General features: G+C 62.2%; 15 protein-coding genes. 4 read left to right on the top strand and 11 right to left on the bottom strand.

Going from position 1 to position 19369, the window contains the following annotated elements; genetic code table 11:
• The first annotated feature begins 9 nt into the window (after positions 1-9).
• On the top strand, positions 10-852 hold the full coding sequence (locus tag H2LOC_RS04740) for a 23S rRNA (adenine(2030)-N(6))-methyltransferase RlmJ (protein ID WP_136495341.1): 843 nt from the start codon (positions 10-12) through the stop codon (positions 850-852).
• A gap of 298 nt (positions 853-1150) precedes the next feature.
• Positions 1151-3382 carry a cytochrome C gene (locus H2LOC_RS04735; protein ID WP_136495340.1) on the top strand — a complete coding sequence of 744 codons (2232 nt, stop codon included), beginning with the start codon at positions 1151-1153 and terminating at the stop codon, positions 3380-3382.
• 91 nt (positions 3383-3473) lie between these two features.
• Here the strand turns inward: H2LOC_RS04735 and H2LOC_RS04730 are convergent, their stop codons facing one another.
• Positions 3474-3680, bottom strand: coding sequence for a hypothetical protein (locus H2LOC_RS04730; RefSeq protein WP_136495339.1), 207 nt, complete (start codon positions 3678-3680; stop codon positions 3474-3476).
• A gap of 111 nt (positions 3681-3791) precedes the next feature.
• On the opposite strand from H2LOC_RS04730, the gene H2LOC_RS04725 reads away from it, so the two are divergent.
• Complete coding sequence (locus tag H2LOC_RS04725; RefSeq protein WP_136495338.1) at positions 3792-4388, top strand: glutathione S-transferase family protein; 597 nt, start codon at positions 3792-3794, stop codon at positions 4386-4388.
• 52 nt (positions 4389-4440) lie between these two features.
• Here H2LOC_RS04725 and H2LOC_RS04720 read toward each other — a convergent pair whose 3' ends face one another.
• The 5 genes from H2LOC_RS04720 to H2LOC_RS04700 form a co-directional block, all read right to left on the bottom strand.
• Positions 4441-4701 carry a hypothetical protein gene (locus H2LOC_RS04720; protein WP_136495337.1) on the bottom strand — a complete coding sequence of 87 codons (261 nt, stop codon included), beginning with the start codon at positions 4699-4701 and terminating at the stop codon, positions 4441-4443.
• A gap of 128 nt (positions 4702-4829) precedes the next feature.
• Positions 4830-5360 carry a peptidoglycan-binding protein LysM gene (lysM, locus tag H2LOC_RS04715; protein WP_136495336.1) on the bottom strand — a complete coding sequence of 177 codons (531 nt, stop codon included), beginning with the start codon at positions 5358-5360 and terminating at the stop codon, positions 4830-4832.
• A 114-nt stretch (positions 5361-5474) separates the two neighbouring features.
• The gene (locus H2LOC_RS04710; RefSeq protein WP_136495335.1) at positions 5475-6131 is read right to left on the bottom strand and encodes a MarC family protein; all 657 of its coding nucleotides are present in this window, start codon (positions 6129-6131) and stop codon (positions 5475-5477) included.
• Between the two features lie 929 nt (positions 6132-7060).
• Entirely contained in the window at positions 7061-7867 is an 807-nt protein-coding gene (locus H2LOC_RS04705) for an outer membrane protein (protein WP_136495334.1), read from the bottom strand.
• Positions 7868-7976: 109 nt separating this feature from the next.
• Positions 7977-8957 carry a helix-turn-helix domain-containing protein gene (locus H2LOC_RS04700; RefSeq protein WP_136495333.1) on the bottom strand — a complete coding sequence of 327 codons (981 nt, stop codon included), beginning with the start codon at positions 8955-8957 and terminating at the stop codon, positions 7977-7979.
• 181 nt (positions 8958-9138) lie between these two features.
• Between H2LOC_RS04700 and H2LOC_RS04695 the strand changes: the two genes are divergently transcribed.
• Entirely contained in the window at positions 9139-10818 is a 1680-nt protein-coding gene (locus H2LOC_RS04695) for a SulP family inorganic anion transporter (protein WP_136495332.1), read from the top strand.
• 98 nt (positions 10819-10916) lie between these two features.
• Here H2LOC_RS04695 and H2LOC_RS04690 read toward each other — a convergent pair whose 3' ends face one another.
• The 5 genes from H2LOC_RS04690 to H2LOC_RS04670 form a co-directional block, all read right to left on the bottom strand.
• A complete protein-coding gene (locus H2LOC_RS04690) occupies positions 10917-11771 on the bottom strand; it encodes a polyphosphate kinase 2 family protein (protein ID WP_136495331.1) in 855 nt (284 codons plus the stop codon).
• Positions 11772-11803: 32 nt separating this feature from the next.
• The gene (locus H2LOC_RS04685; protein WP_136495330.1) at positions 11804-14359 is read right to left on the bottom strand and encodes a plasma-membrane proton-efflux P-type ATPase; all 2556 of its coding nucleotides are present in this window, start codon (positions 14357-14359) and stop codon (positions 11804-11806) included.
• Between the two features lie 525 nt (positions 14360-14884).
• On the bottom strand, positions 14885-16051 hold the full coding sequence (locus H2LOC_RS04680) for a methanobactin export MATE transporter MbnM (RefSeq protein ID WP_136495329.1): 1167 nt from the start codon (positions 16049-16051) through the stop codon (positions 14885-14887).
• Positions 16048-17010, bottom strand: coding sequence for an MbnP family copper-binding protein (locus H2LOC_RS04675; protein WP_136495328.1), 963 nt, complete (start codon positions 17008-17010; stop codon positions 16048-16050). Before H2LOC_RS04675 ends, H2LOC_RS04680 begins: the two co-directional genes overlap by 4 nt.
• A 43-nt stretch (positions 17011-17053) precedes the next feature.
• Positions 17054-19354 (bottom strand): TonB-dependent siderophore receptor, encoded by a 2301-nt coding sequence (locus H2LOC_RS04670; RefSeq protein ID WP_136495327.1) that lies wholly within the window; start codon positions 19352-19354, stop codon positions 17054-17056.
• Between the last annotated feature and the right edge of the window lie 15 nt (positions 19355-19369).

The raw sequence follows: 19369 nt of genomic DNA, 5'->3' as shown, positions 1-19369 counted from the left end.
CCTGTCGCCATGAACTATCGGCATGCTTTTCACGCCGGCAATTTCGCCGACGTGTTCAAACACGCGCTTCTCGTCCGGCTGCTGCTTTACCTCGGCCGCAAGGATGCGCCGTTCAGAATCGTGGACACTCACGCCGGCGAAGGCGCCTACGATCTCTCCGGCGACGAAGCCGAGCGCACCGGCGAATGGCGCGGCGGAATCGGCCGGCTCGCGGAGCTTTCCGGCGCAACGGAGCCGGCGGCGGCGCTGCTGAAGCCCTATCTCGAATGCGTCGGCCCCTTCGTCGGGGGACGTCCGCTGCTCTATCCCGGCTCGCCGCTGATTTCGCAAAGGCTGATGCGCGCGAAAGACAGGGCGATATTCTGCGAGCTGCGCCCCGACGCCTTCGACGCGCTGGCGCGGCGCTTTGCTCGCGACAAGCGCGTCAAGGCGATAAACCTCGACGGCTACACCGGCGTGGGCGCCTTCGTGCCGCCGGTGGAGCGGCGCGGCCTGGTTCTGATCGATCCGCCTTTCGAGCGCGTCGACGAGTTCCAGGCGCTGCTCGATTCTTTCCTGACCGCCTATCGCAAATGGCCGACCGGAACCTACGCTCTCTGGTATCCGGTAAAGGACCCGGCTCAGGTTCGCGCCTTTATCGAGGGGATCAGGCGGAGCGAGGCGCGCCGCGCGCTTCGCCTCGAACTTTCGATCGGGGGGAGCGGCGATCGCCTCAACCGCACCGGCCTCATCGTCGTCAACCCGCCTTATGTCTTCGAAGACGAATCCCGTGAGATCGGCGCGTACCTGGCGCAACGCCTGGCGCAAGGGCAGGGGGCCGAACTCCTGATCGAGACCCTGACGGGAGAGTGAGTGAAATATACCCGGCTTTATCTTCGCCGCTTTGTTGCCGCTTTTCTTCTTTGGTATAGACTTATGAAATGAGCGCAAGCTCTTTTCAAACTTTGTTGCGACTGCGGCAAATTATGATCCATGGCGATGAAGATTTCACGATAGTTTATAAAGTAACTGATCTATTCAGCATTGACTTGCAATCGTAGCAGAGCCGCTCCCTATGTCCACGTATATATTACGCGGGGGTTACGAAATGCGAATAGAACGCTCTAGCAGCGCATGCTCTTTCAGTAAAAAACTTGCGGCGGGACTCCTTTTGGCGGCTCCGCTTTCCCTATCGCCGCCGGGAGCGAGCGCCCAATGGGCTCCGCTCGCCGCGCCGCCGCCCGGCGTAAACGCTCCGGCGGTCGCGATTCCTTCGATCAACTCCACCAGTCAGGGCCGTGCAGCCGGACCCTATTCTCCGATCCGCCCACAGATTTTCTCCCAGGATTCCAGCCATCGTCTGCTGGTTTCGAATGACCTCGGAATGCACTGCGCGGATTTCGACGCCCGCATTTCTTCGATCCTGCCGCCATATAATGTCGTTCACGCCCAGGTTCTGTTGAAGGGAACAAAGCCGACCCTGCTCGACAACAGCGCCGTGGACGTCGTTTACTCGGCGGCCTCCAATCCAAACGACCCGGCGATGGCCAACGCGCCCACGCTGGCGGCCGATGGCAGCGTGTTCAAAGCCAATTTCTGGGGAAACCTCGGGGGCTATGGCCCATTCTACCCGCCGGGCGTTCTAGCCACTTTCTTCCCCTCCGCGCTCGGTCGCGTGGATATAGGCTTGCCCGTGCCGGACGACGAAATGCTGTATCTCGGCACGGGAAAGCTCTCGCTCAGCCAGCAGACCATGCCGAGCGTCACGCAACTGACGATCGATCCCGTCACCCATGTTCCGATTTCACTGGTCACGAAGCCCTATACGGCGAATGCCCCGCAGTCGTTCAAGACCTTTGAAACCAACTGGCCGTTGTTCACGAGCTTCGCTTTCGGCTATGTGGCGCATAATGTCGCCTGGTTTGCGGCGGAAGGCATACCGCTCACCACATTCGACGACATAGGACGCGAAAATCCCTTCCCACTGATGCGGGTTCAGGCCAGGAGCAAAACGACCGGCGCGACGCTCGCCAGCCTGGATACGGTCGTGCCGGTCTCCGGCGAAACGAACTGCAAGACCTGTCATCTTCCCGCGCCGTTCGGCAACGGCTATGCGACACAGCGCATATCCCAGCCGAGGCTTCCGTCGGACGATCCCTCCTGGGGCCATGTGCCGGTCTGGGTGAGCGAAGAATGGGCCGCAGACGTCAACACGCTGCGCCTGCACGATCTCATGCACGCGACAACTCTCTTCACCGGCTATGACGCGGGCGGCAAAGCGCCCACGCCGGTCGTCTGCCAGACCTGCCATTATACGCCCGCCCTCGACCTCGCTCAGGCGGGGCCCCAGGACGCCGGGGGACTTACGCAGGCCTCGCACGAGTCGATGTCGCGCGTGATGCATCTCAATCACGGGCTTCTCAAGATCAACGGCGTCGATCTTTTTCCAACCATGCCAGCGCCTAACGACCCTCTGCGCGCCAACGCCGGCGGTTCGGCTCCCATCAACGCCTTTACGCAGGGGCGGCTGGAGGCGACCTGCTATCAATGCCATCCCGGCAAGCGAACGCAGTGCCTGCGCGGCGCGATGTATAATGAGGCGGGCGCCGTCTGCCAGGACTGCCATGGGCAGATGACCCAGGTCGGCGACGACTTCTCGAAGAACAAGCCGGGCGGCGCCTTCATCGTCGCCGCGGATTACTACAAAAATCCGAGCACGCCCCGCGTGCCGTGGCTGAACGAGCCCACCTGCGGCTCGTGTCATACCGGCGACGCCGTTTCAAACCTGACCAGCGCTCCCGGCGCGATCAAATCGTCTGACAATATCCGCCTGCTTCAAGCGTTCCTGTCTTCGGATCCCAAGGCGACGCCAATCCTGCCGACAAACATGCGCTTTGCGGAGCCACGAGTGTCCACCGGGCCCGCCACGGGCAACCCCCAGCTCTTCCGCTTGAGCGTCGATCAACACGGCGGCGTCTTCTGCGAAGGCTGCCATGGCGCCACCCATGCGGAATGGCCCGTCCGTAACGTCAATGCGAACGACAATATGGCGGCGGTCGAGTTGCAGGGCCATGCCGGCGTGGTGATGGAGTGCGCGACCTGTCATTCCGGGTCCCTGGGCGTCGCTCTCAAAGGGCCTCACGGCATGCACCCCGTCGGCAACAACGGCTATTCGGCGCAATGGGTCTCGGCGCACGGCGACTACGCCGAGTCGCACGGAACCGCGGAATGCAAGGCGTGCCACGGCTTGAAAGGCGAGGGGACAGCGCTCGCGAAGGTCGCCGTCGCCCGCACGGGCCTGGAATGCGAGCGAGGAACGCTCTGTACGGGCGAACAAAAAGTGACGATCCCGGCAGGAACGCAGATCGGTTGCGGACTCTGCCATTCGAATCCGATCCGCTAGCGCCAAGAGGTTCTTGGGAAAAAACTTGCTCGTTCAGAAACATTTGGAGCGCGTTGACGACGCGCTCCAACCCACAATCCGGCGCAGGGTGTCACCCGCCCAGGCCGTGCCGGGGCCGGAATATCCAATAGGCGATGCTGACGACGGCGCAGGCGGCGCCGAACAGGGCCACGACATTGCCCACCATTTCGTCTTTCATATTGAGGCCGTAGAGAGCGATCAGCAATCCGACGATCGCCGCATAGAGCGACTTCTGATCGCGCTCGGGCTTGTGAAATTTCAACTGCTGGCTTTTCATCGGCGTGTTTCCCTTTGACCGATCTACCTGAATCGCGCGCGTTTCGAGTCAATCTTCCCCAAACAGGAGACCTGTTGCTATAAGCGACAGCCTCGTTCAGGGAACTCGCACATGCTTATCCTCCGTTATTCTCCGGCCTCGCCCTATGCGCGCAAGATTCGGATCGCCGCGGATATTTTGGGACTGACGAACCGCATCGAAATCGCCGGCGTCGACCTTTCCGATCCCTCGGACAGCATACGCGTGCAGAATCCCTTGGGCAAAATACCGGCTTTGGCGCTGGAGGACGGCTCGTCGCTCTACGACAGCCGCGTCATCGCCGAATATCTCGATTGGCTCGCAGGCGGCGGAAAACTGTTCCCGTCCGATCCGGCGCTGCGGTTTCCGGCCTTGCGGCTGCAGGCGCTGGGCGATGGAATCAACGACGCCGCGCTGCTGGTCCGCTACGAGCAGACCGCCCGGCCGGAGCCGATGCGCCACGCCCCCTCGCTGGAGCTGCAACAGGGCAAGATCGATCGCGGGCTCGCAACGCTCGAAGCCGAGCCGCCGGCGGGCCCGGTCAATATCGGGCATATCGCCGTCGCAACCGCCCTCGGCTATCTCGATTTGCGCTTCGAGGGCGCCTGGCGTGCGAAATATCCCAAACTGGTCGCCTGGCTCGAGGCTTTCAGCCGTGCGACGCCGGCTTTCGAGGCGACGAGGGGATAGGCCCGTCAATGAGATTTGGAGCGCGTTCGACTGTGTTTAAACCGAACGCGCTCTAATGCCATCCCCAAAGGCAGACATTGCTCCAGATGTTGTGGAACCCGTCCCAAACATATTGGAAGCAACCACTGCCGAAATCATAGCCCTTGTAGCAGGTCGGACACTCGCGCCCATGGCTGGCCGCGCGAGGAGGGGGACGCACAAAGACCGGTTGATCGTCGTAGATCATGGTCGCGGATCGGGACGCCGCCGTGTCGGCGAACAGCAGCACGGCGACGATCGCGCCGAGGAGAAAAAAACGCCTGGTCTCGATCATGGGAATTCCCGCTCTTTCTGCGAGTCCCAATTATCGCCCCCGAGCATAGAGGCAAGCGCGAGCCGTTGGGCGCCTCTCCCGAATCCCTCGCCCTGAAGGCCTTGAAGGGCGAGGGGAGAGAGCCCGGATCAGGTGGTCGGCGCCTTCCAGACGATGTCGTCGCTGGACGCCGGCGGCGCGGCGGCGGCTTGCGGCGCCGTTCCGTCCGAGGCGGTCGGAATGCGCAGCACCTGGCCCGGATAGATATGATCGGGGTCTTTCAGCAGCGGCTTGTTGGCCTCGAATATCTCCTGATATTTGGCCCCATGTCCGTGGCCGTAGACGGCCTCGGCGATCTTCCACAGGCTGTCGCCTGACTTCACCGTATAGAAGCCAGAGCCCGCCTGGGCGCTCGCCGCAGCAATATTATTGACGACTTTGGCGACGCCCTGCGTGTTGCCGACGGCGAGAGCGATCTTTTCAGCGTCCGCCGTGGTCGGCGCCGAGCCGCTGAGCGTGACCGTGGAGCCGTCGACCGCCACAGTGATCTTGGAGGCGTCGAACCCGAGTTTGGCGATCTCGGCTTTCAGGGCCTCCGCGGGGGCAGGGGCGGTTTCGCTGGCGCCTGCCGGAGCCGGCGCGGCAGAGCCTTTCTTTGAAAGAAAATCCAGAATGCCCATTTTGCACTCCTGTTTTTGAAGAACGGCCGACATCGGTCGGCCGAGAAGAGTATAGGGGCCGATCTTGCGGCGCATATGTGCCGAAAGGTCCGGCGCCTGACCTTTTTCCGGGGGTCAGTGCAGCATGGTCAGCCCATGGGTCTGCAAGGCTTCGATAATTCCATTGAAAATGAGTCCGACGCCCATGGCCGAGACGAAAAATCCGACGATGCGGGTGATCGCGTCGATGCCCATGGCGCCGAGGCGATGCGCGAGGCTCCCCGCAAAGATCAGGCAAAGGAAGGTCACCGTCATGGTCGCGAGGATGGCGACGATAATCGCGAGAAATGAACCTATCTCATTGCCGGAATGTCTGACGCTCGCCGCCATGCCCAGGATCGTCGCGATCGCGCCGGGACCGAACATCAGCGGCATCGCCAGCGGCATGAAGGCGAAATTCGAATCCTCTTCCGCGTCGGCGGCGGCGCCGGCTCCTTGCCCCGCCGGCGGCGGCGAAAACAGATCGAAGCCGATCCGCATCAGCACTATGCCGCCGGCGATGCGGATCATGCTCAAGGGCACGCCGAACAATCTCAGCAGCAACGTGCCGAAGACCAGGAAGAACAAACAGAGGCCGGTTGCATAGAGGCAGGAATCGAGGGCGACGCGCCGATGCTCGGCCGCATCCTTTCCCTGCAACAGCTTCAGGAAGACCGGCAACACCTCGAAGGGATTGATGATCGCGAGCAGGGTCGTGAACGTGGTCACGAATAAAGTCAGCTGGTCTTGCACAAGGCCATCTCCCGGGGAGCCCGCCCGCTGTGGGGCGCGAGGTCTTCGGCGCCGAGGCGGAAAATCGCCCCTGTGGGGGCGCGGCTCATCCGATTGCAGTTTCGCGCCGGCGTCAATGCCCTTGCCGCCACTAGAGCATGTTCCCAAAAAGTGCAAAGCGGTTTTTGGAAAAGAACGTGCTCCGTCAATGAGATTTGGAGCGCGTTCGACTGAGTTTAAACCGAACGCGCTCTAGGCGCATGGCGGCGAGCAGGCCGCCCTCGCGCGCCGGTTCAATGTGTGCGGAATTGATTCCAGGAACCACACGAGTTTCAGTTCACAGCCTCGCGTCCGATGCCGAATGCCCCACTGCTCAATGGAAGTGATACCACTGTTGAAACCAGCAACCGTCCCTCAATGATGGCGGCGGCGGCGGCAATCTGAGCGATGATATCGCGGCCATAACAACGAGCGCTTGAGCTTTACTCTGATACTTTAGGAGTCTGAAGTCGGTAACACGCCCAGCGGAGTTGACGTAAAAATTGGCAGTTACCTCTCCGTCTCCTAAGTATAATCGTGGAGTCCGTTCCCGTACCTGCTGAGCAACCAACTGCTTCCATTTCTGTTCTTCCCGATTGGCCGCTCTCGGAGCCGGCTGCGCGGAATTTTGCGCGCCGCCAAAGCCATCAAAGAGCGATTGGGCGAGAGCCGGTTGAGAAATCCCTATCAGACACAAAAAAACTACTGCCGCTTTCATGAAAAGGCGCCTCGGGTTCGTCGTTTTCGGAATAAACCTGATAATCAGCAGACATTATTTTTATTACATAACGATCCGAGCCGGATCAATGATCCGGACTTCAAACGCCCCTCTTTTTGCAGCGGAATCTCGTTCGCCGGCGCCAGATGGATTGTTTCCGCGGATCGCGCGCGGCGATCTCGCGGAAATCAAATCAGTAGCGAGCGGCGACCGGGGCAGGGCCGAAGAAATTCACGCGGTAATTCGCGCCCACCGTGAGGGTCTCGAAGGTCTGCCGCGTATGCGCGCCGAAAGGATTTTGCGCTCCCGCCGCATTGCCGGGAAAATAGTCGTCCTGGCCCCCGAGGTTATGGTAATTGCCCTCGAGGAACACCGACCAATTGGGCGCGAAAGCCCATTCGAAGCCGCCGCCCGCGGTCCAGCCGGTGCGGGTCTGCAACGCGCCCGAGCCGATCAGGAAGCCTGCGTTGGTGATAGCTGCCTTGTTGTCGGCGTAGGCGAAGCCGGCGCGTCCATAGATCAGCAGGGGATCGATAGGCGCATAGCCGACGCGGCCCGTGACCGTGCCGAACCAATCGGTGTTGTTGCGCAGCGACCAGTTCTGATTGAACTGATCGACATTGGTGGAGCTGATCGTCGCGCCGGAGAATTTGGCTTCGACGCCGAGCACCCAGCCCCCGGAGAACTGATAGTCGCAGCCGATCTGCCCGCCGATGACGCCGCCCGACTGGTCGGTCGCCGCCGTATTGCCGGCGTTGTTTCCGTCGAAATCTCCTTGTAGCAGCGCCGAATTGCCGAAAGTGTCCTTCCATTGGGTCTGACCCCAGCCGCCGCCCGCATTGATGCCGGCGTGGCAACCGGTCCACACGAAAGAAGGCGGCGCATAGGCTGGAGGCGGAGCCTTGTGGGACGGGAGATCGGCGGCGCGCCCGGAGCCGGCCGCCAGCGTGATCGCCAGCGCGCTGGCGAAGCCAATAATCTTCATCGGTAGCACCTTCATGAATGAGCCTTCCCTCAGGCGCCTCGCCCGAATCGAGGGAAATGCGCCAAGTCGGCGAAGCGGAAGGGTTATTTCATGAGCGCGGCAGCCGAGCCTCCGTTTGGGCGCTCTATTTGATCCCGGTTAGTGCGAGATCGCCGGCGTTCGAACCCTGTTGCAGGGTGTTGCGCAGATCGCCGGGCGAGGCGCCGAATTCAGACTGAAAGGCGCGATAAAAACTCGAAAGACTGTTGAAGCCGAAGGCGAAGGCGATTTCGGTCACCGGCCGCGACGGATGAGCCAGCAGAGCCACCCGGCATTCCTCAAGCCGGCGTCGACGGACATAGGCGGCGAAGGTGGTTCCGGAAGGTTCGAACGCGGCATGAAGCACGCGCACCGAGATGCGCAGTTCCGACGCCGCAAGGGCCGGCGAGAGCGACGGATCGGTCAGGCGCTGCTCGATGTACCGCTTGGCCTGGACGAGCCGCCCGGCGCGCACCGCGTCCTGGTATTCTTCCGCGCGCGCGCCGCAAGTCACCGAAATCAATTGGGCCAGCGCCTCGGCCACCGACCCCATGGCGGCGTCATCAATGTTGTCCCACTCGCGGGCGAGAGAGGCGATATAGCCTGCGGCCAACCCTGCAACCCCATTCTGGGCGGGCAGCAATCTGGCCAGCGGATCGGAAGCGATCGGCAGATAGCGGTCGAGCATCGCCTTGGGGATCGCGATCGCATATTTGTGATAGCAAGACCTGCGGTCGGATCTGTAGAGCTGATCGGAATCCGCGACGACGAGGGTTCCACGCCGGGTCGGAAACTCCCGCCGGCTGAAGGCGGTCAGGCCGCCTTCGCCCTGTTCGTAGTGGATCATGTAGGCGTTCCAGGAACGATCGGCGATCTCCCTTTGCGTGCGGAACACCGAGGCGACGCCGGTCTTGATATGGAAGCTCTGGAGCGGCCACTTCGCCTTGTGCGTGAGTTTCGCCTGGAACGACGCCGTCTCGCCGAGAGGCTCGCAATTGAGCCCCAGGGTGCGGTAGGTCTCCCGCCACAGATCGAAACGCTCCGCCTGCGGTAATTGATCGGTCGAAAATTCGGTTTCTTCGGCCATGCTGGAATTCCTCCTGAACCGCTTACGCCGGAGCAGGTCGTTTTGTAACAGGGGCCTGCGAATTTAGCTCTGTTCTTCCAATTCGACCGCTATCGGAGATCAATGGGCGGTTTGTTGATTTATTTGCGGTACGCCGTCATGCTCGCAATCCCGTCAAAACGGAACAGGAACAATCAGACTCATGCGCTTGAGCCTCTTCGGCGGCCTGCTGCCGTTCAAACCCCGCGAGGCGGGCAGGGACCTGCTCGCGGGCGTAACGCTCGCGTCGATGAACATTCCCCAGGTGCTCGGCTATACGCGCATCGCGGCGATGCCCGTGGTCACCGGTCTTTACACCGTCCTGTTGCCTCTCGTCGCTTTCGCGATCTTCGGCTCTTCCCGCCATCTGGTGGTGGCGGCGGATTCGGCGACGGCCGCCATCTTCTCGAGCTCGCTCTCCAATATGGCGGAGCCGGGGAGTCCCGAATATGTCGGGCTCGTCGCCGTGGTGGCGCTGCTGACCGCAGGGCTCCTGCTGCTCGCCCGGCTGTTCAAGCTCGGCTTTCTGGCCAATTTCCTTTCGCGGACGGTCCTGGTCGGATTTCTGACCGGCGTCGGCTTTCAGGTCGGCGTCGCCATGATCGGCGATATGCTCGGCATCGAGACCCCCGCGAACCTCACCTACCGCAAAGTCGGGGAGCTCTTTGAAAACGCCCGACAGTTCGAGCTCGAAACCAGCGGGCTCTCGCTGCTGGTCGTCAGCGCGATCCTGTTGGGGCGCCGTTTCGCCCCCCGATTCCCCGTCGCGCTCGTCGCCGTCGTCGGCATGATCGCGGCGAGCGCCAAGCTCCATCTCGAAGCCCGGATCGCCGTCATAGGCCCCGTGCCCGGAGGCCTGCCGTCGATCGCCTTTCCTGAGGCGTCTTTCACGCAGATTCTGGCGCTGCTGCCGGTCGCCGCGTCATGCTTCGTCATGATCATCGCCCAGAGCGCCGCGACGGCCAGGGTCTACGCCGTGCGCCATCGAGAAGTCGTCGACGAGAATGCTGACATCCTCGGGCTCTCCGCCGCCAACGCCGCCGCAGCGCTCAGCGGCGCTTTCGTGGTCAACGGCAGCCCGACCCAGACAGCCATGGCCGAAAGCGCCGGCGCGCGCAGCCAGATCACGCAGCTCGCTTTCGCCGCCGTCGTCGCACTGGTCCTGATGTTTCTGACCGAACCGCTGCAATATCTGCCGCGCTGCGTGCTGGCCAGCATCGTCTTCACGATCGCGATCGGCATGATCGACGCCAAGGCGCTGCGCTCCATTCTGGCCGAAAGCCGCGGCGAATTCTATCTCGCGATCTTCACCGCGGCGGCCGTGGTGTTCATCGGGGTCGAGGAGGGCATCCTCCTCGCCATCGGCCTGTCGCTCATCCGGCATGTGAAGCACAGCTACAACCCGCATACGCAGGTGCTCGCGCCGAGCGAGACCGGCCGCTGGGCCCCGGCGCCCGCAAAGCCCGGCATAGAGACCGAACCGGGATTGATCGTCTATCGCTTCGGCGCCGATCTCTTCTACGCCAATGAGGAACGCTTCGTGACCGAGGTCAGGGCGCTTCTCGACCATGCTCCGACGAAGATCCGCTGGTTCGTCATCGACGCCGGCGCCGTCACCGATCTCGATTATTCCGCCGCGGCCTCGATCCGGAGCCTGCTCGAGGATCTGAGCGCCAGCGGCGTGCAAATCGCTTTCGGGCGCGTCAGCAGCTATCTGCGATCGGACATGGATCGCCACGGCGTGACGGCGGCGGTCGGAGAGCGCTGGATTTTCCCGACGCTGCACGAAGCGCTCGCCGCGACCAAAAAAGGCGCCGAAGTCAATATTCCGGCGCTCGGGTGATCCCCTTTGTCTTTTGTCCCAAGCCCGTCACCCTAACCCTCTGCCCGCGCGCGGGGAAAGGGCATGGGTGACGGGCTTGGGGCCGTTGTCTCAGCGCGTCAGGCCCCTGCGCTGCGCTTCTCGGCCTCGACGGACTGATGATAGAGCCGCCGAATCTCATCGAGGTCGACGCTGGGCTTGGGCATCTGCAGATGCATTTCCTCCAGCGTGTCGGCGATGATCTGGGACAGCGCGAGGTTGCGGAACCATTTGTGGTTCGAGGGAATCACGAACCAGGGCGCATGGTCCGCCGAGCAGCGCGACAGCATCGCCTCGAAAGCCTTGATGTAATCGTCCCAATAGTTGCGCTCTGTGTAATCGCTTTCGCTGATCTTCCATTGATGGGCGGGATCGTCGAGGCGCGTCTTGAACCTTTCGAGCTGCTCCTCCTTTGAAATATAGAGGAAAAACTTGAGAATGACGGTATTGTTCTCGACCGCGAGCATCCTCTCCCAATCATTGATGAAATCGTAGCGCGGCTTCCAGATTTCCTTGGGGACGAGCTTGTGGACGCGAACCGTCAGGACATCCTCGTAATGGGAGCGGTTGAAGATCGCAGCTTCCCCGCGCCTCGGCGCGTGCGGATGCACGCGCCACAGGAAATCATGCTCGCGTTCTTCCGCGGTCGGCTGCTTGAAGCCCGTTACATGGACGCCCTGCGGGTCCATCGCGCTCATCACATGCCAGCAGGCGCCGTCCTTGCCCGCGCCGTCGATGCCCTGCAGCACGATCAGCAACGCGTGCTTTTTCTCGGCGTAAAGCATGCGCTGAAGCTTGGTGATGCGATCGAGGTTTTGCTTCAGGCTCTCCGCCGCTTCCACATCGTTCGCGTGCGGCCCATGAAAGCCCGGATCGACAGAGTCGAGTTCGAACTCCGTTCCGGGCCGGACGCGAAAGCGCTTGCCGAAATCCATCTTCGCCTCCCACATTCGAATGAGTGCTTTTGTTAAGCTGCGAGATTGGCGCGACGCGTAAGCATCGCGCGCTCATGTCGATCGACATGCCGCCAATAGGCGAGCTTCACCAGATCGGCGAGGACCAGCCAGATCAGGCAGTAGGCCCAGACGCCCGCAATCGCGCGACCCGGAATGGCTTCCACGCCGAAGCCGAAAAGGCACAGCAGCACGGCGACGATCTGGGTCGCCACTATGGCCCAGAACAGCTTGGGACTGGGATAAGCCGGGAAAATCAGCAGGCTCTTGGTTCTCACGGAGAAGAGCAGAAGATGCCCCCCGACCGCGAGTTGCAGGAAAACCACTGTCTGCAGCTGGTTGGGATCGAGCGGCATGATCGCCTGCAGATGCGCATCGATCAGCCAGCGCGTGCCGATCAGCAGCAGTCCGAAGGTTTGCGCCAGGGAGAGCGTTCCCATCAGCGAGGCGAAAGTGAAGATGCGGGGCATGTTCCAGCGCACCGGCTTCGGCGCGTCGGGCGCGTTGTCATAGGCGATCGTCATGATCGGGATGTCGTCGAGCAGCGCCAGCGCCACGATCATGATGGCGGTGACGGGCTGGAAATCGAGCAGCACAATGGAGGCGACGACCGTGACCATGATGTCGAGCGTCATCGCGATGCGATAATAGATGTAGCTTTCGATACGCTCGAAAATCTGCCGCGACACGCGAATGGCGTTGATGATGGTGGAGAGGCCCGGCGCCGTCAGAATGAGCGCCGCGGCGCCGCGGGCGGCGTCGGTCGCCCCGCTCACCGCGATGCCGCAGTCGGCCTGCTTGAGCGCCGGCGCGTCGTTGACGCCGTCGCCGGTCATGGCCACGATATGTCCGGCGGCCTGAAGCGCCTTCACGATCTCATATTTGTGCTCGGGAAACACGCGGCCGAACCCGTCGGCCCGCTCCACCGCCTCCAGCACGGAGCGCGGCAACGCCTCGGCCTTCGCGCCCTCCGGAAAAACGTCGCCGGCGACGAGAAGATGGGCGCCGAGGCCCAGCCGGCCGGCGATCTGATTGCCGATCGCCACGTCGTCGCCGGTCACCATCTTGACGTTGAGCCCGAGCTTCTGCGCCTCGGCGATGGTCGCCGCGGCGTCGGGGCGGGGAGGGTCCATCAGCGAGATCAGGCCCACGATTACCCAATGCGCGCCATCGTCCGAGCGCGCGACGCCCAGAGCGCGCTCGCCCTTGGCGGCGAGTTCCGCCACCTCGCCCTGATACCGCTTCAGGGTTTGCTCGTCCGGCGCGGCCAGCGCCGAAATCGCCTGGGGCGCGCCCTTGGCGTAATGGCGAACCGCGCCGCTGCGGTCGACGACAGTGGCGAGCGTTCTCTTGGTGACGGGATCGAAGGGGCTGAATTCCTTCTGCACGAGGCCGTCGAGCGAGGCCGGCGTTTTGAGCGCGGCGAGAACCGCCAGGTCTATCGCGTCCTCGCTGCTGCGCTGGGTGGCGAGCGCGGCGCAGAACAGGACATCCTCCGGCGTGGAAGCGCCGAAGGGTATCGGCTTCTCGACGGTAAGTTTGTTCTGGGTGAGCGTGCCGGTCTTGTCGCTGCACAAAACGTCGACGCCGGCGAGTTCCTCGATCGCCGACAGCTTGGCGACGATCGCCTTGTGCAGGGAGAGCGCATAGGCCCCGATCGCCATGGTCACCGACATGACCGCCGGCAAGGCCACGGGGATCGACGCGATCAGCAGCACCAGCACATATTGCAGGATGCCGCCGATGCGCGACCAATCCCAGTCGTGCGGGGCCACGACCTCGCGATAGCCCTGCGCCACGACCAGAATGAGACCCAGCAGGAAGGCGAGCACCAGCAGAAAGTCGCCGACCTGGGTCACGGCCCGCTGCGAATGCGACGCCGCGCCGGCGGCGCCGATGAGCTTGGCGGTGCGCCCGAAGAAGGTCTGGGCGCCGGTCGCGGTGACCAGCCCGGTCATCGAACCCTGCTTGGCGATGCTGCCGGCATAGGCGTCGTCGCCGATCTTCTTGGAAACCGGAAGCGACTCGCCGGTCAGCGCCGCCTGGTCGCAGCTCAAATAATCGCCTTCGATCAGGATGATGTCGGCCGGGACGATCTGGCCGGCGGCGACGCTTACGATGTCTCCGGGCGCGAGGCCGGCGGCCTCGATCGAAACCCAGTTTGCGTCCCGCAAAACCCTGGCGTGGGGCGCGAGGCCCTTCTTGAGGGCGGCGAGCGCATTGGCGGCCTTGTTGTCCTGCCAGAAGCCGACGACCGCATTATAGGCCAAAAGACCGGTGACGACTCCGAAATCGGGCCAATCCCGGCGCAGCGCCGATATGACGGCGGCGGCCTCGATCAGAAAAGGCAACGGCCCCCAGAAATAGGCGAGCAGCTTATGCCATTTGCTCTCGCTTTTTTCTTCGATCGTATTGGGGCCGTATTGCGTGAGGCGCGTGGCGGCTTCCGCCGAGCTCAAACCCTCTTTGGACGCCTTCAGCGCCTGCAATTGCTGCGCTATCTTCGAAACCGGGCTCGCTTGGGCGCCAGTCGCTGCGCCGCCCTGCGGATTCGATGCCGTCGTATCCATCCATGCCTCCGCCTACGCAGACCGTTGTCGCCATCGCTACAAATAAAGCCGACTCGCCGGATGCGCCTGATGTCGGGTTGTCGCATGAGCCGGCTGACCGCCTTTTTCGCGATATTCATCCCATAAACGCGCCCCCCCGCAGGCCGTCGAGTTCTGCAGGAAGCCGACTTCGCGTGAAGCGCGCGAAGTTCCACCGCTCGATCTCTCCAAGTCTCGTGCTGCGGCGAGATAGGCCGGCCCTTCGAAGGCGTCTGAAAATGCCGAAGGTCAGCAGCCCAAGCGGCCACGAGAAGATCGAGAAATTCGGCACGAGAACGCCGAGAGTCCCATGAAAAAAGCAAATGCCGAAAAACGCAATCTCTTCATCCGCCGCCTCCAAACGCAAGCGATGGTGGGGATAAAGGTTTAAGATTCCATGCGCCGGGCGCGGATCAATTCGCGCGAATTCTCGGCCGGCGCATCGAGGCGTCTGCGGGCCGCCGGCGACCGATCCGCAGACGCGACGACGCTACCGGCGGCCTCGCGTTACGGAGCGGCCTTTTCGGGGCGGGACGCCTCTTTCCAGGGATCGGAGTATCGGGGCGAGGTCAGCAATGTCTCGTCCGTCAGCGTCCTCAAAAAGGCGAGAAGATCGGCCTTTTCCTGCGGCGTCATGTCGATCTTGACGATCAGGCTGCTTTTCAGCGGGCTGGCCGCGCCGTCGCCGGCGCTTGGGCCCGTCTCGATCTTGCGCCCGCCGCGTGAATAGATGTCGACGACTTCTTCCAGCGTCGCCACCGTTCCGTCATGCATATAGGGCGCGGTCACGGCGATGTTGCGCAGGCTGGGCGCGCGAAACTTGCCCATGTCCTCGGGATCGCCCGTAATGTCGAAGAGGCCACGATTGGGATAAGGATAGGCGCCCTTGCCGTCGGTGTCGTAGAGCCCGGTGTTGTGGAAGGGCGTCTCCGCCTCTCGCGTCTTCGCATGGACGAACTGGTCGTCGAGATTTACGCTGCCATGACAGTGATGGCACTCGGCCTTCTCCCCAAAATAGAGATCGTGCCCGCGCTGCTCCTGCTCGGTCAGCTTGATCCTGCCTTGCAGATACTGATCGTAGCGGCTGTCGAACGATATGACGCCGCGCTGGAAGGCGGCGATCGCCTTGACGATGGTCTCGAAACTGACGGGATCGGCCTTTTCGGGAAAGGCTTCCCTGAACCGTTTGGCGTAGTCCGCGTCTGCACGAAAACGCGCGACGATCTCGGCCTTGTTCTTGTCGTTCACCCCCATCTCGATCGGCCGCTCGCCAAACAGCGGGTTTCCCATCTGGCTTTCAAGCGTCACCAGCGCCGGATTGGCCCAGGTGTAAGTCCCGTGCCAGGCGGAGTTCACGATCGACGGCGGGTTGCGCGGCGTGTTCTCGCCTGTGGAGCCCGTGCCGGTCATGCGCCCGTCGGTGAAGGCGCGCTCCTGCAAATGGCACGAGCTGCAGGCGAGAGTTCCGTTGCCGGAGAGGCGCTTGTCGTAGAACAGCCGCCGGCCGAGCTGAAATTTCGCCTCAGACATCGGATTGTCGGCGGGAACGCGCGGCGGCGGGACATACGAGGGCAGGTTCCAGGTCCAGTCCGAGGGCTTGGGCTCTTCCGCGACCGCCGAGGGCGCCGCGGCTATCCCGAGCGCCGCGATGAGAAGCAAGCGCGCGCGGGTCATTTCTTCGCTCCCACGAGAGCGGCGATCGGGCCGGCGCTGAAGATCGACGAGACGCCGGCTTTGGTCTGGAGGCCGGCGTCATTGGCGCCGGGCGCCGTGTCGGTGAGATTGAGGCCCATCGCCTTGAAGATCGCCGGGCATTCGGGATCGTCGAGCCCGGTCATACAGCCGACCGCGCCGCCCTTGTCCACGCTGATGTCGCTGTCCCTGAACAGCGTCGTCAGGTCCAGATCGACCTGCTGCGTTTTCGCGTCGAAATGATCCAGAGTGACCACGAAACGGTTCTGATGGGCGCAGGCGACGATCTCGCCGGTCGCGGGATTGCCCTTGCAGCTGTTGGAGCCGAGATGGACCATCCAGGTTCTGGCTTTGGAGCCGTCGCTCTTGGCGACTGCGGCGGGCGGATCGACCTCGATGAGCAGAAATTTGCGTCCTCCCTGCCAGTTCCACGCCATCGTGGCGATGTCGAGCGGCGCCGGCGCGGTCTCGTAACTGGAATGGTTCAACGCGACGGTCTTGCCGTCGACCCGGCTTTCGACCGGAACGCCGACGGTGAATTCGACGCCGACATAGGCGCCCGCGGGAACGCTCCCGGTCAGGACCGTGTTCTTGGCGGGATTGCTCTGGCTGCAAGGGGAGTTGCCTCCGCGCGCATCCTTGAAGTCGAGCAGGGCGAGATCGGCGTATTGCCAATCGTTCTGGGCCAGCGCGATCGGCGCGCGCTCGCCTTTCTTGTCGATGAGCTTTACGTCGGAGACATAGAACCGGGCGTCGTGCAGCTTGGCGTCGAGATGTCCCGAGCCGAGATTTGCGAGCGGCGCGCCGCAGCCGACCTGCTTGCCGTCCGCCACGAGCGCAAAATTGATCGCAACAGGCTGTTGCTTTGCGCCCGCGGCGGCGAGGCTCGTCCCGGAAAGGGCGGCGAGCGTCGATATGATAGCGATTAGTGAAACGCGCATCTTTCACCTCGTTGCTTCGAATTTTTCGGGAAAGTAGAGACGGTCAGAATTCGACGCGGAGAGAGCCGAGGATCGTTCTCGGCGTTCCGGTCTGGATCGCTGTTGGACCGCTGGAAGAAAGGTAATAGGTCGCGTTGGTGATGTTCTTGATGTTCAACTGGGCGGTCACCCGGCTGTCGCCGATTTTCGTCGTGTAGGCGATCATGCCGTTGAGCAGCGCATAGCCGGGCAGGGTGAAAGTGTTGGCGTTGTCGCCGAGCGAGCTTTGCACGACGGATACGCCGCCCCCGACGCTCAGGCCCCGCAGATTCACGCCCAACAATTCGTCCATGTCATATTTTAGCCAGACGTTTCCGTAGTTTTTGGGGCTTGCCGGCAGGACCGTGCCGGCGACCGCCAGCTGCGTCGTGAGCAGGGTGCGTGGATCGTAAGAGAGCGCGCCCTGCATCGTACGCACGTCGTCGTGGGTGTAGTTCACGATGGCGCTCAAATTCTCGGTCAGCTTTCCCGTCATGTCGAATTCGACGCCCTGGCTGCGCGCGAGGCCGGTCATCACAGAATTGCTCGGGTTGGTCGGAGTCGGAGCCGGGGTGGAGATGTTGCTCTTGTAGATGTCGAAATAGGCGAAGGTCAGCAGAAGCCGGCTGTCGAACAGCTCCATTTTCACCCCCATCTCCTTCTGATCGCCCTTTTGCGGCGGCAGGCCCGCGCTCGGGTTGGGCGAAGCCGGGGAGGGGGTGTTGTTGAGGCCGAAGGAGCGCGACCAGTCGCCGAAGAACGACAGCCAGGGGTATGGTTGAAGGACGAAACCAACCTTGGGACTGAAGGCCTGGTTATAATCGCTGTGATGGCTGACCTGCATCGCCCAATAGCTGGAGTATAGCGGGTTGACCTTCGGCGCCCAGGTGGTGGAGCTCAACTTGTTTACGCTCGTCGAGGCCCAGTCCTCGCGTCCTCCGAGCAGGACATGCACCTTGTCGTCGAGCATGGAAATATTGTCGAGAGCGTATACGCCCTGCCAGCTCAGACTTTGCGTGCTGTAAACCGGCGACCCATATATATTGATCGGCAAAGCGTAACTGTAATGGGGATCATATATATATATTGGCTTCTGAGTGCTGCTCAATGACGCAAAAGGCGGCTCGTGCTCGCTCATATGGTCGAGGCCGAGCAAGACCGAATGCGACAGAAAGCCGGTCGAGAATTTTCCTTTCAGGTCCAGATTGGTCGAAAAATCATAATCGTGGAAGGCGCCGGCGATCGAATAATTGTTCATCCCGAGGCTGAGGTAGCCCGTCTTCTGATCGATCGCGCTCGCGTAGGTATTCAGCCCGCCCATCCAGAACATGGAATAGGCGCCCCGGTTGGTCAGGCTCCAATTGTCGTCGAACCGATAGGTCCAGTCATAGGCGATGCGCCTTTTGACATAGTCCCGCGGGTCGTTGACCGTAACTTGCGGCAGGCTGAGATAGCGCGAAATCGGGATAGGCGCCGGATAGCCGCCGATCGACGGAAGCGATGCGAAATCGCCCGTCCAGATGTAGCGCTGCATCTCCACGTCGAGATTCGCCGTGAACCGCTCGTTTGGACGCCAGGTGAAGCTCGGCGCGAGAAAATAGTTCTGGTTATGGGGATAATCCTCATAGCTCCCGGTGCTGAAAAATTCGCCGTTGAAACGATAGAGAAGCTGCTTGTCCTGGGTGACCGGTCCGGTCATGTCGACAGTCGTGCGGGTGAAGCCGTAAGTGCCAGCCTGCTCCTGAATGGAGTAATAAGGCGTATCCAGCGGACGTTTGGTGATGAGATCGAGAATTCCGCCGGGTTCGGCGCGCCCATAGAGCATCGCCGCCGGGCCTTTCAATACCTCGATCGACTGCAAATTCGTCGTGTCGAGATTCAGCATCCGATATTCGAAAAGACCGTTCTTGTAGGAATTGCCGTAATTGGTGAAGCCGCGGATCTTGTAGGTCTCGGCGGCGAAATTCGGCGTCATCAGGACGCCGCTGACATCCGTCAGGAGCGCGTCCCTCACGCTGACGACCTGTTGATCGTCCATGGTTTGCCGGGTCACGGTCTGCACATTGGCAGGCGTCTGCATGATGGGCGTGTCCATCTTCAGCGCCGAAGTCGCGTTGGTCGCGCTATAGCCGGTGATGCGACCGCCGGGATTGCTTCCCAGAGCCGAAGTCGGGGCCGGCGCCCCGCTAGATGGATTTGCGTCGCCGGATCGATCGACTCCGACGTCGATGGCAGGCAGGGCTTCCTGCGCCGAAACGAAAGACGGAAGGAAAGAGCACAGAAGCGCGCCGGCGGAAACGCCGCGCAGGAAGGCGATACGAGACATGGGTCATCCTTTGGC

Source organism: Methylocystis heyeri (assembly GCF_004802635.2).
In the GTDB taxonomy this organism is placed as follows: Bacteria; Pseudomonadota; Alphaproteobacteria; order Rhizobiales; family Beijerinckiaceae; genus Methylocystis; species Methylocystis heyeri.
The sequence above is the reverse complement of the archived record's forward strand: the minus strand, read 5'-3'. Positions and strand labels throughout refer to the sequence as shown.